The following is a 14,922-nucleotide window of genomic DNA, read 5'->3' on the forward strand; positions in this document are numbered from 1 at the left end:
CCTGTCTGTGTGCGCTATGCGAACATTGCGTCGATATCGTCCTGCGAAATTACATCTTCATCGCTATCAAGTGCGGGGCCGTTTAGGAGGCCACGTTCATCGCCCTCTTCAAACTCCGGCGGCAGGTCGATTGTCTGGAAGCTGTCTATTCCGCCCCAGATTTCCATCATGCGCGCAATACGTTCTTCAACGAAAGACAAAGTGCTTACGACCTTGGTGATACGTTGACCGGTGAGATCCTGAAAGTTACAAGCCTCGTAGATAGAAACAATTTTTTCGTGAACATCGCCTGCAAGGCCTGAATGCTCTTCAGGTACCATCGCGCCAAGGGTTGCGACATTCTGGTCGATCTCTTCCGCAGCCGATAGAATTTGTTCCGTCGCTTGCTCTGTACCCGACACAATCTCATCTAGCTCGTAAGCTGCCCGCCCTTTTTGCACCCCCAGTTCGCCAGAGGCCTTATTGTGCAAAGCCGCGATTTCGAACTTGGTGTCGGCAATTGCCTCGTACATCGCGTCCAGCTCGACCTTGAGTTTGGCGGCTTCGCCGATTTCAGAACGAAGTTCACAAGCAATGCGCTCTGATAGAGAAGCTGCACTGTCCTGCTGTGGTGCGAGCATGCGTTTGAGTGTTCCCAGCTCGCGCAGGATTTCAAAATGGCGCTCATCATCTGAATTGGGGACGGCTGCAACTTCAGCACCGTTGCGGCCCATCCGGGTTTCTGCGCGAAACACTTTTCTTGTCCCGTTCATTCCTATCGCCTCTTACCGCAGCCCGCTTTTGTCATCTTAAAACCGGCCTTGCGCCTTCTAAAAACACAGCACATGCCTTTAAAAGGTTCGAATCATTTAATCTCTTGGAGCTGTGATAGCGCAAACGTGCAGCTATCTCCAGCTTCGCGAAACAATTGCATACCTTCAACACTCATTGACCCGTGCACAAGGGTGAATTGCCTCGATTCCCATAAGCCAACGCCTTTGCGAGCAGATTTCACAGAACCCCATCTCAAAATACACTAAGCGGACAATAACCTTATACTTCGTTAATTTTTACATGGTCATGATTTCGCATCTATTTCCTGAGGGGAATCAATATTTGATTTGCCCAGCTAGAAAGACCTTGGGGGACATATGCATTCAATAGGGTGGAAACTTTGCCTTGGCGCGGCGCATCTGCTCAGCTGCTTGAGCTTGTGTTCAATGGTCGTCGCAACGCCTGTACTGGCAGGATACCGCGGTATCGCCGTGCCGCCACCACAAGTTTTACAAGTGGGCGTGCGCTCGCAAGCGGAGCTGCAACAGCGCAGTGTGAGCGCAACTGAGCGGCGCTACCATCGCAATCCCAATAGTGTCATCCCTGCAAAGTATCTGCCGCGCACAATCACCTATAACGGTAATCAGGCGGCTGGAACTGTGATAATCGATACTAGGACACGCCACCTCTATCATATTCTCGGTGGCGGGAAAGCGCGCAGATATGGTGTTGGCGTTGGCCGCCCCGGCTTTGAGTGGGCGGGATCGCATCGTGTCACCGCAAAAAAACAATGGCCCGATTGGCGGCCACCCTCGGAAATGCTTGCGCGGCAACCAGAGCTGCCAGCGTTTGTGCCGGGCGGGCCTGATAATCCGCTGGGGGCGCGCGCGCTCTATCTGGGATCGACACTCTACCGCATCCATGGCTCTAACGAGCCTTGGACCATAGGCAAGGCCGTATCATCAGGCTGTATTCGCATGCGCAATGAAGATGTGGTCGAACTGTACAAAGCCGTGCCAGAAGGCGCGCTTGTTATAGTTCGCTAGGTTTCTCACCGCCGTATGCCCAGTCCAATAATGCAACTGTGTGCAAGATCGGCCAAGAGGCACCTTGCCGTAGTTGGGTCATGCAACCAAGGTTTCCTGTGGCGACAACATCCGGCGCACCTTTGGCGATGTTGCCTTGCTTGCGCTCGCGCAGCTGCAAGGCCAAATCTGGCTGCAGAATATTGTAGGTGCCCGCCGAACCACAGCACATATACCCCTCGGCAATTTGGGTCAGAGTAAAGCCAGCGTTTTGCAAGAGGGTTGCAGGTTGATGCGTGATCTTTTGGCCATGCTGCATAGAGCAAGCCGAATGGTAAGCGACTTGAATACCCCGCCCTTGGTTGGAGCTGGGCAAATCCAGCAAGCTCAAGAACTCGGTTATATCCTGTGAGATCGAAGCATAACGGCACGCAGCATCGCTTAGTGGCTCGTTTTCAGCCAGCAGGTGTTCGTAGTCTTTTACTGTCGTACCGCAGCCCGAGGCCGTAATGATGATTGCATCAACGGGCCCATGAAGAGCTTCGGCTTGCTGCCAAGCCTTGATATTGTTTGCAGCTTGGTGCTGTGCTTTGTCCTTCGCACCCATATGCAAAACGAGTGACCCGCAGCACGCCTCTTCTTTTACTTGCAGAACCTGATAGCCAAGGCGGGTCAGCAACTTGATGGTTCGGTCATTAATTTGCGGATCAAGCGCTTTTTGCGCACAGCCTTGCAAGAGAATAACTCGGCCGTGGTGCCCGTTTTTTTTTGCCGCTTTTTGTTGGTCCGAATGCGCCTCCTCTTCCGGCCCGATCACTTCCTGCCCAGCAAAAGCAGAGGATGCCGGTGCCCGCCACGGAGCAAGTTGCAGCATGGCGGAAAGCCGGCGAAAGCTGCCGCCCAGGCGCCAGAGCAGCGGGGCGAGCGGCTTACCCAATGCGGCAAAGCGCATCGCCGCGGAAAAACGCGCCGGGTATGGCAGCAGTGCAGCCAAGGTCCTGCGCAGTAACCGGTCCTGCCACGGGCGTTTGAATGTGGTTTCTATATGGGCACGGGCGTGATCCACCAAATGCATATAGTCAACACCCGAGGGGCAGGTGGTGGTGCAAGACAGGCAAGAGAGACAGCGGTCAATATGCTTCACCAGCGGCGCGTCGGCGGGGCGATCATTTTCCAGCATATCTTTGATGAGATAGATGCGGCCGCGTGGGCTGTCCAGCTCATCGCCCAGCAGGTTAAACGTGGGGCACGTGGCCGTGCACATGCCGCAATGAACGCATTTTCGCAAAATTTTTTCAGCCTCGGCAATGCCGGGCATTGCGCGCTGTGCATCGGTAAACTGGGTTTGCATGGCTAACTCCCCGCATACATGCGGCCGGGGTTTAAAACGGCTTGCGGATCAAACTGTTGTTTTATGCGTTGTGACAGCTGTTGCAGTGGCGCGGGCTGTGGCTGGAACACCTGTTGCTGCTGCCGCTGCGCCAACGGCGCTCGCATGAGGGTGGCATGGCCGCCCCCTGCCTTATGCAGGGCGGCGCGGATGGTTTCCCCCTCTGGCTCTTCGGTGGGTGTTTGGAGCCAAACGAGCCCCCCTGCCCAATCACGAAAGTATCCGCTAGCAAGAGAATGCGGCAGAGCCTGCAAAAAACGATGCCCATGGGCCGGTGCAAGGCTGATACGCCACAGGCAGGTTTGCGGCAGAGCCAAAGGCACCACATCGCGAATCTGTCGCCATATGGATCCGGAGGTGGACGCATCAAGGGTAGATTGCTCCCCATAGGCATTCAACGCGGATTGCAATTGGCGAAAACGGGCGGCAATGGAACCGCTGCTGCCCTCCAAGCGTAATAAAGTGAGCGACCCCATATCGGCCAGTGGATTAGACGCCAAACGGCGCGCGACAAAGTCCGGCAGGTAGGCAGCGGACGAGACTTCTGCGCTAGAGGCCATGGCAGCTGACATTATCTGGCTGGCGGTTTCACAGCTGGCCCCGAGCACACACAGGCTTCGTTCTTCCTGTGGGCGGGGCAACACTTTGAGCGTCAACTCGGTGGCTATCATCAAGGTGCCCCAGCTGTTGCAAAAGGCGCGGGCAACGTCATAGCCCGTAACGTTTTTCACCACTTTACCACCTGCTTTAAAGACTTCGGCGCGACCGCTCACTGCAGTCAGGCCCAAAACATGATCACGGGCCGCCCCTGCCTTGAGGCGGCGCGGGCCGGATAGATTGGTGGCCAAAACGCCGCCCAGCGTTCCTGTGGTTTGCATCGGTTCGCCGTGACCGCTAGCAAACGCGGCTGGGTTGATCGGCTCAAATGGCAGTATTTGCCCATGTTCTGCCAGTGCTGCCTCTATTTGCGCCATGGGTGTGCCCGCTTTGGCGGTGAGGACAAGTTCCTCTGGCTGGTAGTCTATAATACCGCTGAAATTCTTCAGTGTAAGGCGATGAGGAAGCTCAACGGCACGCCCCCAACCGAGCTTGGTGCCAGTGCCCTCAATCTGCAGGGGTTGCTGCTGTGCTAAAGCCCAAGCAACGACCTCTTGCACTTGCTGGGTATTTTGCGGCGCGAAGATACTAGCCTCTTGGGCTTGAACAGTGCTGGCAGGGTGGGCGCCGCCGTTTACTTTATCATTCTCAAGCATGGTCTGACGTTCCCTTTCTAAAATCGCGGAATATCGGGAAACGGCAGCTTGCCGCCGGATATGTGCATTTTTCCCAGTTCGGCGCAGCGGTGCAGCTGCGGAAAGACCTTGCCCGGATTAAGCAGGTGATGCGGATCAAAGGCACACTTGATCCGCTCTTGGTGGGCAAGATCGGTTTCGCTGAACATTTCGGGCATAAGATCGCGCTTTTCGATGCCCACACCATGCTCGCCTGTAAGCACTCCACCAACTTTGACACATAGGCGAAGAATGTCGGCGCCAAAGGCCTCTGCCGCTTCCAGATCTCCGGGCTTGTTGGCATCATAAAGAATAAGCGGGTGCAAATTCCCATCCCCGGCATGAAAAACATTGCCACAACGTAGGCCGTGCTTTTGCTCCAGCGCCTCCATTTCCAGCAGAACCTCCGGAAGTTTTGCACGTGGTATTGTGCCATCCATGCAGAGGAAATCCGGCGCAAGGCGGCCAAATGCCGGGAACGCAGATTTTCGGCCCGCCCAGAATAGCGCCCTCTCTTCTTCGGATTGCGAAATCCGTTGATAGATTGCGCCGTTTTTTTGCGTTATTGCTTCGACCTGCGCCAAAAGATCTGTGATTTCTGCTTGGGGGCCATCAAGCTCGATAATCATCAGCGCGGCGGCCTCTGTCGGGTAACCTGCGTTCACATAGTTCTCAGCGGCAACGATGGAGAGGTTGTCCATCAATTCCATACCGCCGGGGATTATGCCTGCGGCGATGATATCAGCCACACATTGCCCCGCAGCAATGATCGTTGGGAAACCGACAAGGACAGCCTGCTGCCCCTCCGGCTTTTGTAAAACACGCACCGTTACTTCTGTAATGACAGCAAGCAAGCCTTCAGAGCCAGTAAGCAGCGCAAGCAGATCATAGGCTTCGCTATCCAGATGCTTGCCGCCAAGGCGAATGATATCGCCGTTCATCAACACCATTTCAAGCCCAAGCACATTGTTGGTTGTCAGGCCGTATTTCAGCGAGTGTACACCACCGGAGTTTTCTGCGATGTTGCCCCCAACGGAGCAGGCCAGCTGGGAAGACGGATCTGGGGCGAAATAAAAGCCTGCATGCTCTACCTCTCTGGTAATGCCAAGATTGGTAACGCCGGGCTGGGTCACCACCGCTCTGTTAGGTAAATCCACATCCAGAATACGGTTGAACTTCATCATCGACATGAGGATGCCGTCTTCCAGCGGCAAGGCACCGCCAGAAAGCGATGTTCCCGCACCGCGCGGTACAACCTTCACTTTGTTTGCTGAACAGTAGCGCAATATTTGCGCAACCTGCTCTGTGGTTTCCGGTAGGACAACAGCAATTGGGGTTTGCCGATAAGCTGTCAATGCGTCTGTTTCGTATGGGCGCAACTGCGTGGGCGTGGATACCACGCTCTCCTTGGGCAAGATCTTCTCAAGAGCCGCTATAATCTCTGCTCGGCGCGCAAGCACCTGCGCATCTGGCTCCGGCATCCGAATTGCTGACATGTTGGTCTCTCCCGGCAGGCGCAAACGACCCCGACCCCCTCATGTGCATTATTGACACCCTAGGTACGACAGAGGCACCCAAAGCAATGTTTAATAACTAGTATTATTGACTAGATTTGCCACAAGTTGATTACTGTCGAAATAGAGAAAATGTCTAATAACCTTTTCCCGGAGGTAGGAAATGGCCAATCTGACAGAGATGGAGATCTTTGCGCGAGTGGTGACTGCTGGTGGCATGTCTGCCGCAGCGCGCGAATTGGGGATATCACCTGCGGTGGTTTCTAAGCGGCTGAGCAAACTGGAAGCGCGACTGGGCACTCGATTGATGCAGCGCACCACTCGGCAATTCTGCCTAACAGAAGCTGGCAGGGGCTACTACGAGCGCATCTTGCCAATTCTGGATTTGGTGGAGGAAGCAGAATCATTTGTCTGCGGACGGACGGGTGTGGCCCGCGGGGTTTTACGGGTGAGCGCGCCAACTTCGTTTGGACGTTTGCACATTGCCCCGTTCGTGGGGGAGTTCTTGCAGGAAAACCCCGAGCTTTCGCTGGAGCTCGACCTTTCAGATCGGTTTGTCGATATCGTTGGCGAGGGGTACGACGCGGCTATTCGCGTAGGGGAGCTTTCAGATTCCTCCCTTGTGGCCCGCAAACTGGCACCAATCCACCGGGTGCTTTGTGCAGCGCCTACTTATCTGGCGACTGCAGGGCCGGTGCGTAACTGGCACGACCTCTGCGAGAATCACACGTGCCTTGCGGCGGTACAGCAGGATTTATGGCGTCTCAACGGGCCTGATGGGCCGGTTAGTTTTCAGGTACATGACAGACTGCGCACCAACTCCAGCGAAGTTGTCCGCTCTGCGGTACTTGCCGGCGCCGGAGTGGCGCTGCGCTCCACATGGGATGTGGGCGAAGAACTGCGCAGCGGCGCGCTGCAAGTGGTGCTACCAGACTACCGAAACTCCGAGTATCTAGGTTTATTCGGCATTTACCCTAGCCGGCAGTTTGTACCCGTCAAACTGCGAATCTTTCTGGATTTCCTTGCCAAGAAGTATGCGCCTGAGCCCTACTGGGATGCACAGCTGGAAGCACTGGAGATTGTTGTTTAGCAAACTGAACCGCGAAATGGCGATTACCCCGCGGCAATTCGCCTCAACAATCGACATGCGGTCTCCCAATCTTAGTTTGGAGCGGTTACAACTAGAAAGTGGAGAGGGGCGCTATGCCCAAAGTCTGGTAGATCCTGAGCTTTAGGAGACTTGAATGAAAAAGATCGGATTCGTTGCGGCATTGGCCGTTCTGTTGGCAAGCGGTTCCGCTTTTGCTGATGGCGATATTAAAAAGGGCGCAAAAGTTTTCAAAAAGTGTAAGGCCTGCCATGCCGTCGGCGAGAAAGCCAAGAACAAGGTTGGTCCGATTTTGAACGGCGTTGTTGGCGCCGACTGGGGACATATTGAAGGTTACAAATACTCCAAGCCGCTGCTGGCGGGAAAAGAGGAAGGCAAGGTTTGGGATATGGAAACCCTGAGCGCCTATCTCAAAAAACCAAAGAAAGTCATTCCTAAAGGAAAAATGGCGTTTGCTGGCCTGCGCAAACCTGCGGACATCGAGAACGTGATTGCCTATTTGGATCAGTTCAACGCGGATGGCACCAAGAAGTAAGCTACGCATCCAAGCAAGCTTTAAAAAGGCTCCTTCTGAAACACGGAGGTGCCTTTTTATTTGTGCCGAGCAAAAGTGCTTTTGGCAGGTTCCGCCGATTGTGGCATAATCGGCGTTTAGGGCTTTCAAAAGGTAAAGGGATGGGCATGGCCGCCAGCCGCAAGACAAACCCAAGTGTTGGGCTTTTTTCCGGATGCGCCTGTTCCCTATTCCGGCCCAGCATTGTGTCTTGCGCTGCCGAATTGCTGCTCGCCTCTGGTGCGCAAGTGGAAGTGCCTGCCGCACAACCTTGCTGCGGACTTACAGCGCTGAAAAGCGGCGACAGGCAAGAGGCTGTTGCGCTTGCACGCACCCTTATCCAGCTCTTTGATAGTTTTGATTATGTTGTCAGCCCATCGGTGTTTTGTGCCCGTGTGCTACGAGAAACCTTTCCTATATTGCTTAGGGATGACCCGAAGTGGGCAGCGCGAGCGCAAGGCTTTGCCAAGCGCAGTTTCGAGCTTTGTGATTTTCTGGCCCGCAAACAGGCCCTCCCGCAACCAGAGCGGCAATTTCACGGCTCTCTGGTATTTTTAGAGTTTTCCGACGCACCGACGCTGTTTGGCAGCGCCTCTAGCGGGCGCAACCTGCTTAGCAATCTGCGTGGAGTGCACGTTAAAACCATTCCCGAGGTATTTCCCGGACGGGCGCCCGGAGCCAAGCAAAGCATTGACATACCTGAGCTTAGCGATTGGCAGATGGAGCGACTTTTAGAAGACTTGCGCCACAGCGGAGCAGGCACATTCGTCGCGGGCGACCTTTCCATATTGATGGAAGTCGCCAATGGGCTGCGCCGAAGCGGTTCTGCTATCGAAGTAAGGCATGTTGCAGAAGTACTGGCGGGCAGACAAGACTTACCAGCTATTGGTGCGCGCCGAGCGCAACATATTGCCTCTTGATGCTTCGCTAAAATTAAAACGAAAGATCCGGCAAAACTGAACCGAATGCCGATCACCTGATATACCTCAGCATTTCTCTTAATACAGGCAGACATATTGCCGCTGTTGAACCGAAAATAAGCGTTTTATTTGCTTTTCGAAATAATGTCGCGCTTCTAACTGTTGCTCTTCCTTATACAGAGGACTAGTGTGCTTTTTGCGAATGGCAGGGGCTGTTCGCCGCAGAGTGCTTTTTTAAAGCAATACAAGCTCTGCTGGATGCAAATTGTTTTTAGGGAGCCCACCGCAAATGGGAAAGCTTAAGCCAGGCGTCGTATTCGGCGATGATTACAAAACACTGATCGAAGCTTGCCGCGAGGGCCAATATGCCCTGCCTGCAGTCAACGTAGTTGGCACCAATACTGCCAATGCTGTGATGGAAGCTGCTGCCCGTAACAAGTCTGACGTAATTGTACAGCTGTCTAACGGCGGCGCACAGTTCTTTGCCGGTAAAGGCATCAAAGACGATCTGCAAGCCAAAGTCCTCGGCGCTGTTTCTTGTGCGCGTCACGTGCACATGCTGGCTGAGCATTACGGCATTTGTGTTGTGCTGCACACTGACCACGCCAACCGTAAACTGGTGCCATGGCTGGAAGAGCTGCTCAAGCATGGCGAAGAATTCTTCAAAGCCAATGGCAAACCGCTGTTCACCTCGCACATGCTGGATCTTTCCGAGGAATCTTTGGAAGACAATCTGGCCGAGAGCGAGCGCTTCTTGAAAATGATGGCGCCTTTGGACATGAGCCTGGAAATCGAACTGGGCTGCACCGGCGGTGAAGAAGACGGCGTTGGTTCTGACGAAGATATTGGTGCAGACAATCCAAAACTGTACACCCAGCCTTCCGAAGTGCTGGAAGCCTATAACCGTCTGTCCCCACTTGGTCACTTCTCTGTGGCGGCCTCCTTCGGTAACGTGCACGGCGTCTACAAGCCGGGCAATGTAAAGCTGCGTCCGGAAATTCTGCGTGAAAGTCAGAAACTGCTATCCGAAACCCATGGGTTGAAGAAGAACGCTCTACCTTTGGTATTCCACGGCGGTTCCGGCTCTGAAAAATCGAAGATTGAAGAAAGCCTTGGTTATGGTGTGTTCAAAATGAACATCGACACCGACACCCAATTTGCTTTCTCCAAACCGGTTGGTGACTATGTCGCGGCCAACAAGGCAGCGTTTGAACATCAGATCGATCCAGAAGACGGCACACCTTACAAATCCAAGTACGACCCACGTAAGTGGCTGCGTGCTGGTGAGGAAGGTCTTATCGAGCGTCTTGGCGAAGCGTGCACCGACCTTCGCTCCACCGGTAAGTCTTTGGCGCAGTAAAACCTGCGATCATAAGAGAAAAAGGAGCCCGGCTTTCATGCCGGGCTTTTTATTTAGGGCCATCTCGATACATTTTGCGACAAACAAGTACAAGCCAACACAATAAAGTATTCTATTGGCAAACTCTCACGACATTGGCTGCTTATATTCTCCATATTGAAATAAGTGAGACATATCGCCATGCGCTACATTACAATTGCTATAAATATTGCCTGTATTGTTAGTTTTAAACTCTCCGGATTTGACTTCACCCATCAAGGTGACATCCGGTATATGCTCCTTGTATACACCGGCTTACTAGGCCTAGTTTACTTGGCCGCGTCTGGTTTGGTTGCACTCCCGGTGATTTGGGTGCGCCGTTACTTTAGCGATAGAGCCAATGCGCGCGCCTTACAGGTTAAAGCACATAAACGCTACGCCACCTATTCTCTAATCCCGATTATTGGCCACTTCATTCTGGTGCAAGTGCCCGCAGTCCCACTTTCAAGCCAGTTTGTTGCCTCGTTGTCAACGGAAGGGGCCGTTTTAATTAATGGCCATCACCTTGCGACGGTCTTTGGCAAAGCCTTGGCACATTTTGCTATGCCGCTTGGGGAGATATCCTTTTACATTCTGCTGATTATCATGGCCGCTGGACTGAGCGGAATGGTTGCTTACCGCCGATTTAAGTGGATCCACAAGCTGAGTGCGCTGGTACTGATAACCGGAGCTGCGCACAGCATGTTCCTGCTGCCCAATCTACAAGAGTTCGCATTGGTTTGGCTGGCCTGTACGTTGGCAAGCGGCGTAGCGGTGGTTTGCGGCTTGCATCAGTTATTCGCCGGCAACCGCCGCGCCACCACTTTACCTAATGTACTTCGGCGCAACGGTAGTCAAAAGCTGCTTTGACCAACGCCAACCAGCGGTGAGATAACTCAAGCCCCAGCGCCTCTGCCCTTGGCCCGTGCAGCGGGGCTTGATCATTCTGGATTTCACTCCAATTGGGCACGAGCGATGCAAGCTCCTGTGCAAAGCAGGTGTTCCACTTCGCCACCTCTTCTCTACCGCATTCAAAATGGAACTGAACGGCGTAGGTGCCGCGCCCGATACGGAACGCCTGATTTGGCGTTCGGTGTGAGGAGGCCAGACGAATGGCTCCTTCAGGCAGGGAATAGGTGTCTGTATGTAAGATGAACTGATGATCCCCATCCGAGAGGCAAGAGAAAACCGGGTCATTTTGCGCCGCTTCCGTTAATTGTAGAGGCAGCCAACCTGCCTCGACGGGTTGGGCGAGTATGTTCTCAGCACCGAAAGCGCGTGCAATTAGCTGTGAGCCAAGGCAAATACCCAAGACCGGTTTACCCACGGCGTGAAACGCCTGAAACAGTGCGCAGACCTGTGGCAAAAATGGGTGCTCGACATCTGCCTGAGCGTTTTGCAAGCCCCCAAGGACAATAAGTCCATCGTAGTGCTCAGTATTAGCGACGAGGCGATTTAGCTCGCTGTTTTGCTGCCAAGGGCGAAGATAGGTGAGCCGGGCATTCTCGCTCGCTATGGCTGCGCCTAGAAGGCCAAGCTCAACGTGCTGGCAATTTTCGATACAAAGAATATGCATAGATTGAAATCTCTAGAGCCCGTGCAATCGCGCGAACTAGCTGTGTTCATGACGTTTTTTAAGACGTGCCTCGAGGGTCCGTACTGCTAAGGAAAGCGAGATTGTCATGACTAGATAGAGGTATGCAACAGTGTTGTACGTTTCAAAGAACAAAAATGTTGATGACGAATACAGTTTTCCCAACTGGGTAATGTCGGCAACGCCAAGCACTGACACCAAAGCGCTGTCTTTGATCATCGCCACGAAGTCATTGCCGAGCGGGGGTAGGATGTTTTTGAGCGCTTGCGGCCAAACGACGAGCCGGAAGGTTTGCCATGGACTTAGCCCCAGAGCGCGCGCCGCCTCAACCTGACCCGAGCCAACGCTTTCGATGCCGGCGCGAAAGATCTCGGCTATAAATGCAGAATAGCCAATAGAAAGCGCGAGGATCGCCCGCCATGTCATGGAGAAGTCGCGAACACGTAGCTTCTCCAAAATGTCTGCCTCGATAAGCGGTGCAGCCAACCAATTGTAAAGACTTACCAATTGGGGTGCCCCGACAAAGGCGATATAAAACAAGAGCACCAGCACTGGCACGCCGCGCACTATTTCTGTATAGAAGCTGGCTGCTTCACGGAGGGCACGACTTTTCGCAAGTCTGGCTTTGGCAATCGCAAGGCCCAGTAGGCTGGCCAGCGCAAAAGCTATCGCGGTCACATAGAGGGTGACACCCATGCCTTTCACGAGGCTTTTGAAGATCAGCAGGTAGTTCTCATCTACGGCGACCCACCAGGCGTAGAACAGCCCAAGCAGACAACACAACACCAACCAAATCGGTGTGCGACGGACAAGGTTACGCTTGCGCCCAATAGAATTTGGAGAACCTACCGGATTGGAATTGGTCGCGGAGCTGGTGGCTGCGGCAAGCGCTTTGTCCGGCATTCGCTCTTGGCTGCTAGGCATTCTTACAGGACGCCCCAAGACTAATCGGGAGGCAGCAAAAATTCACGGGATTACCCCTCTTGAAGCAAAAGCGGCCGCCCTTTCTGCTGGGCGGCCAAGCCTATTAGTTTTTCGATTTATAATCGAAGAACCACTTCTTGTTCAACGCTTCAATTGTGCCATCCGCTTGCATCTGTGCAAGGGCCGCATTAATCGGCGCGGCAAGATCGGAGCCCGGTGTCAGGATGAAGCCGAACTGCTCTGATCCAAGCGGGCCTCCGACAACCTTGAAGGCATCTGGTGCAGCGCCCATGTACCCCTTAGCGGAGGTCGCATCCATAAGCACGGTATCTACATCCCCGGCTTTCAACGCCATCACGGATGCACCGAAGGTCTCAAAGAGTTGGATGCGCGGGTTGCTCTCGTTGCCATCAAGCACATCATACACGGCCACGTAGAAATTTGTTGTGCCGGTCTGCGCACCAACAAGCAGATCTTTGTTTGCCGCAAAGCCTTTGGCGTCGGTGAAGCGATCTTCATCAGCGCGCACGAGCATAAACATTTCAGAGGTCATGTAGGGATCTGAAAAGTCGATCTGCTTCTTACGCTCATCATTGATGGTAATGCCATCCATGCCGACATCAAACTGGCCTTGGCGCACGGCCTCGATCATCGTATCCCACGATGCAAGGCGCCAATCCACTTTGGCATTGAGGCGCTTGGCTATTTCGTTAAATGCATCATATTCCCAACCAATGCCCTCACCTGTTTTGGGATCAGCGAAGTTGAGTGGTGTGTAGGCGTTTTCAGTAACTGCCACGATAGTACGACCATCCAAATCCGGAAGGTCTGAAGCTGTTGCCCCTGCAGTGAGCGCAAGAAGGGCGGCCATGGCGCGTGCCATTATTCTGGAAAGCATCTGTTTGTCCTTAAGGTCTGCCTGAAGGCAGGTAAAACAGGTCAATATACAACGTAGGTGCAAATAGGCAGCTCCGCGCTGTAACGCAAGAGACAGAATCGCTCCTTACTTGCAATTTTACAGAAATTTTTGCCATTTCGAAAGCACACCTGGACGCCCAACAAGCGCTATCGGCATGAACAACGCAAATGTGCCTCTGTTGTAAGTGGCAAACAAGTTACTCCAAGTTGTTTGTCTGGCTAATTTTTGTTGGATTGTTTTTTGAAATGAGCCAGTTGGCGAATTAATCACGGCTTATCCCATGAAATTTCAGGGACAGACTTCCGACTTATTTTGCGCTTGCCTGCCGTAACGTTATCTATGCAGATAAACTGACGAGTAGGCTTGGTGCAAGGGTAGAGCGTGGTACAGCGGCGAAAACACTCACAGGGTGTCTCAGGACAGGCAGTTGGAACGACTGTTTTGAACTGGATGTCGATCTGTTTCCTGATGTATTTTTTAGTGTGTGCACTGGGAATACTCGGAGAAGGGTTTCGCCTAGCTGGCGAACTATACGCCAAAGAAATTCTAATCGGAGTGAGCGGGCCGCTCAGTGGTGTTCTTATTGGTGTTCTAGCAACTGCGCTGGTGCAAAGCTCGTCACTTGTGACCAGTTTGCTAGTGGCGTTGGTGGCGGGTGGGCTGCCGATTGAAACCGCCCTACCGATTATCTTTGGTGCAAATGTAGGCACCACGATCTCAAACAGTCTTATCAGCTTCTCACTCCTGCCAGATAAACAAGCCTTCGGGCGGGCGTTTGCTGCTGCCAGCGTGCATGATGTGTTTAACTTGCTGTGCCTTTTTGTGTTACTGCCCTTTGAGCTGAGTACAGGGCTGCTTGAGCATGTTAGCGGAGTTGTTGCAACTTGGCTTTCCAGCGAATTTGCCGGTGGGGGACTAACATTGGCGCTACCGGCAATGACAGCACCAATTGTGGACTGGATGTCCGACTGGGCGCACACAAAAGCACCGGAGAGCGGCGCTTATGTCCTCATAGGCAGCGCACTCCTGCTGGCAGGATTTGCACTATTCTATTTAAAAAGCCTATTTGCGCAGACCTTCACCGACAAAGCGCAACGCCTGCTGAATAGTTCATTGAACCAGCATCCGCTTCGCGCGGCCACAAGCGGCACATTGGCGACTGTTTTCCTCCAGTCTTCATCTGCGACAACATCACTCATGGTACCGCTTGCGGCATCAGGAACGCTCAGCTTGCGTTCGGTTTTCCCTATCACAATGGGGGCGAATATCGGCACTTGCGTCACGGCGTTGATCGTTGCTTTCGGCCTGAAACAAGACCAAGGCGCGGCCCTGCAACTGGCTTTGGTGCACACGCTGTTTAACGTGGTCGGTGTCGGAGTTTTCCTTTGTTTTAAAGGGCTTTGGCAGATACCGCTGCAAGCGGCCTCTTGGCTAGGAAAGCTTGGGGAACGCTCTGCAATAGCGGCTGGGGCTTATGTTGCCTTGATCTATTATGGGCTACCGATAGCACTGCTGTTGCTCATTGGACTTTGAGTTTATCCAGCACCGTTACATCAAAGATATTGATGATATT

At 53.4% G+C, this 14,922-nt stretch carries 14 protein-coding genes; 7 read left to right on the forward strand and 7 right to left on the reverse strand.

Translation table 11 applies throughout. The features are described 5' to 3' along the window. Nucleotides 1-14 precede the first annotated feature (14 nt). Nucleotides 15-752, reverse strand: a complete 738-nt coding sequence (locus tag AYK82_RS16710) for a protein phosphatase CheZ (RefSeq protein WP_068318668.1) — start codon at nt 750-752, stop codon at nt 15-17. 447 nt (nt 753-1,199) lie between these two features. Here AYK82_RS16710 and AYK82_RS16715 point away from each other — a divergent pair, with 447 nt between their 5' ends. Beyond that, the gene (locus AYK82_RS16715; RefSeq protein WP_208976532.1) at nt 1,200-1,799 is read left to right on the forward strand and encodes a L,D-transpeptidase; all 600 of its coding nucleotides are present in this window, start codon (nt 1,200-1,202) and stop codon (nt 1,797-1,799) included. On the opposite strand, the gene AYK82_RS16720 is transcribed toward AYK82_RS16715, so the two are convergent. Genes AYK82_RS16720 through AYK82_RS16730 form a run of 3 tightly spaced genes read right to left on the reverse strand, consistent with a single transcriptional unit; the run spans nt 1,786 to nt 5,935 of the window. Next, nucleotides 1,786-3,129: a heterodisulfide reductase-related iron-sulfur binding cluster gene (locus tag AYK82_RS16720; RefSeq protein WP_068318671.1), complete on the reverse strand. Its 1,344-nt coding sequence runs from the start codon at nt 3,127-3,129 to the stop codon at nt 1,786-1,788. The two genes, AYK82_RS16715 and AYK82_RS16720, sit on opposite strands and share 14 nt — an antisense overlap. Nucleotides 3,130-3,131: 2 nt before the next feature. Continuing rightward, complete coding sequence (gene glcE, locus AYK82_RS16725; protein WP_082734002.1) at nt 3,132-4,421, reverse strand: glycolate oxidase subunit GlcE; 1,290 nt, start codon at nt 4,419-4,421, stop codon at nt 3,132-3,134. Between the two features lie 17 nt (nt 4,422-4,438). After that, a complete protein-coding gene (locus AYK82_RS16730; RefSeq protein WP_068318673.1) occupies nt 4,439-5,935 on the reverse strand; it encodes an FAD-linked oxidase C-terminal domain-containing protein in 1,497 nt (498 codons plus the stop codon). Between the two features lie 181 nt (nt 5,936-6,116). On the opposite strand from AYK82_RS16730, the gene AYK82_RS16735 reads away from it, so the two are divergent. From AYK82_RS16735 to AYK82_RS16755, 5 genes are all read left to right on the forward strand, one after another. Next, nucleotides 6,117-7,043 (forward strand): LysR family transcriptional regulator, encoded by a 927-nt coding sequence (locus AYK82_RS16735; RefSeq protein ID WP_068318678.1) that lies wholly within the window; start codon nt 6,117-6,119, stop codon nt 7,041-7,043. Between the two features lie 154 nt (nt 7,044-7,197). Continuing rightward, nucleotides 7,198-7,596 carry a c-type cytochrome gene (locus AYK82_RS16740; RefSeq protein ID WP_068318679.1) on the forward strand — a complete coding sequence of 133 codons (399 nt, stop codon included), beginning with the start codon at nt 7,198-7,200 and terminating at the stop codon, nt 7,594-7,596. A 146-nt stretch (nt 7,597-7,742) separates the two neighbouring features. Beyond that, nucleotides 7,743-8,534, forward strand: a complete 792-nt coding sequence (locus AYK82_RS16745; protein WP_068318680.1) for a heterodisulfide reductase-related iron-sulfur binding cluster — start codon at nt 7,743-7,745, stop codon at nt 8,532-8,534. A gap of 289 nt (nt 8,535-8,823) precedes the next feature. Then, the gene (fbaA, locus tag AYK82_RS16750; RefSeq protein WP_068318681.1) at nt 8,824-9,894 is read left to right on the forward strand and encodes a class II fructose-bisphosphate aldolase; all 1,071 of its coding nucleotides are present in this window, start codon (nt 8,824-8,826) and stop codon (nt 9,892-9,894) included. 180 nt (nt 9,895-10,074) lie between these two features. Continuing rightward, nucleotides 10,075-10,782 (forward strand): hypothetical protein, encoded by a 708-nt coding sequence (locus AYK82_RS16755; RefSeq protein WP_068318686.1) that lies wholly within the window; start codon nt 10,075-10,077, stop codon nt 10,780-10,782. On the opposite strand, the gene AYK82_RS16760 is transcribed toward AYK82_RS16755, so the two are convergent. The 3 genes from AYK82_RS16760 to AYK82_RS16770 form a co-directional block, all read right to left on the reverse strand. Then, on the reverse strand, nt 10,742-11,488 hold the full coding sequence (locus tag AYK82_RS16760; protein ID WP_068318688.1) for a type 1 glutamine amidotransferase: 747 nt from the start codon (nt 11,486-11,488) through the stop codon (nt 10,742-10,744). The genes AYK82_RS16755 and AYK82_RS16760 overlap by 41 nt on opposite strands. Before the next feature lie 36 nt (nt 11,489-11,524). Then, nucleotides 11,525-12,430 carry an amino acid ABC transporter permease gene (locus AYK82_RS16765; RefSeq protein WP_244265785.1) on the reverse strand — a complete coding sequence of 302 codons (906 nt, stop codon included), beginning with the start codon at nt 12,428-12,430 and terminating at the stop codon, nt 11,525-11,527. Nucleotides 12,431-12,533: 103 nt separating this feature from the next. Beyond that, nucleotides 12,534-13,328, reverse strand: coding sequence for a transporter substrate-binding domain-containing protein (locus AYK82_RS16770; RefSeq protein ID WP_068318689.1), 795 nt, complete (start codon nt 13,326-13,328; stop codon nt 12,534-12,536). Nucleotides 13,329-13,799: 471 nt separating this feature from the next. On the opposite strand from AYK82_RS16770, the gene AYK82_RS16775 reads away from it, so the two are divergent. Beyond that, on the forward strand, nt 13,800-14,882 hold the full coding sequence (locus AYK82_RS16775; RefSeq protein ID WP_082734005.1) for a Na/Pi symporter: 1,083 nt from the start codon (nt 13,800-13,802) through the stop codon (nt 14,880-14,882). Nucleotides 14,883-14,922 lie beyond the last annotated feature (40 nt).

This window comes from Polycladidibacter hongkongensis (assembly GCF_001561995.1).
Taxonomy (GTDB): Bacteria; Pseudomonadota; Alphaproteobacteria; order Rhizobiales; family Stappiaceae; genus Pseudovibrio; species Pseudovibrio hongkongensis.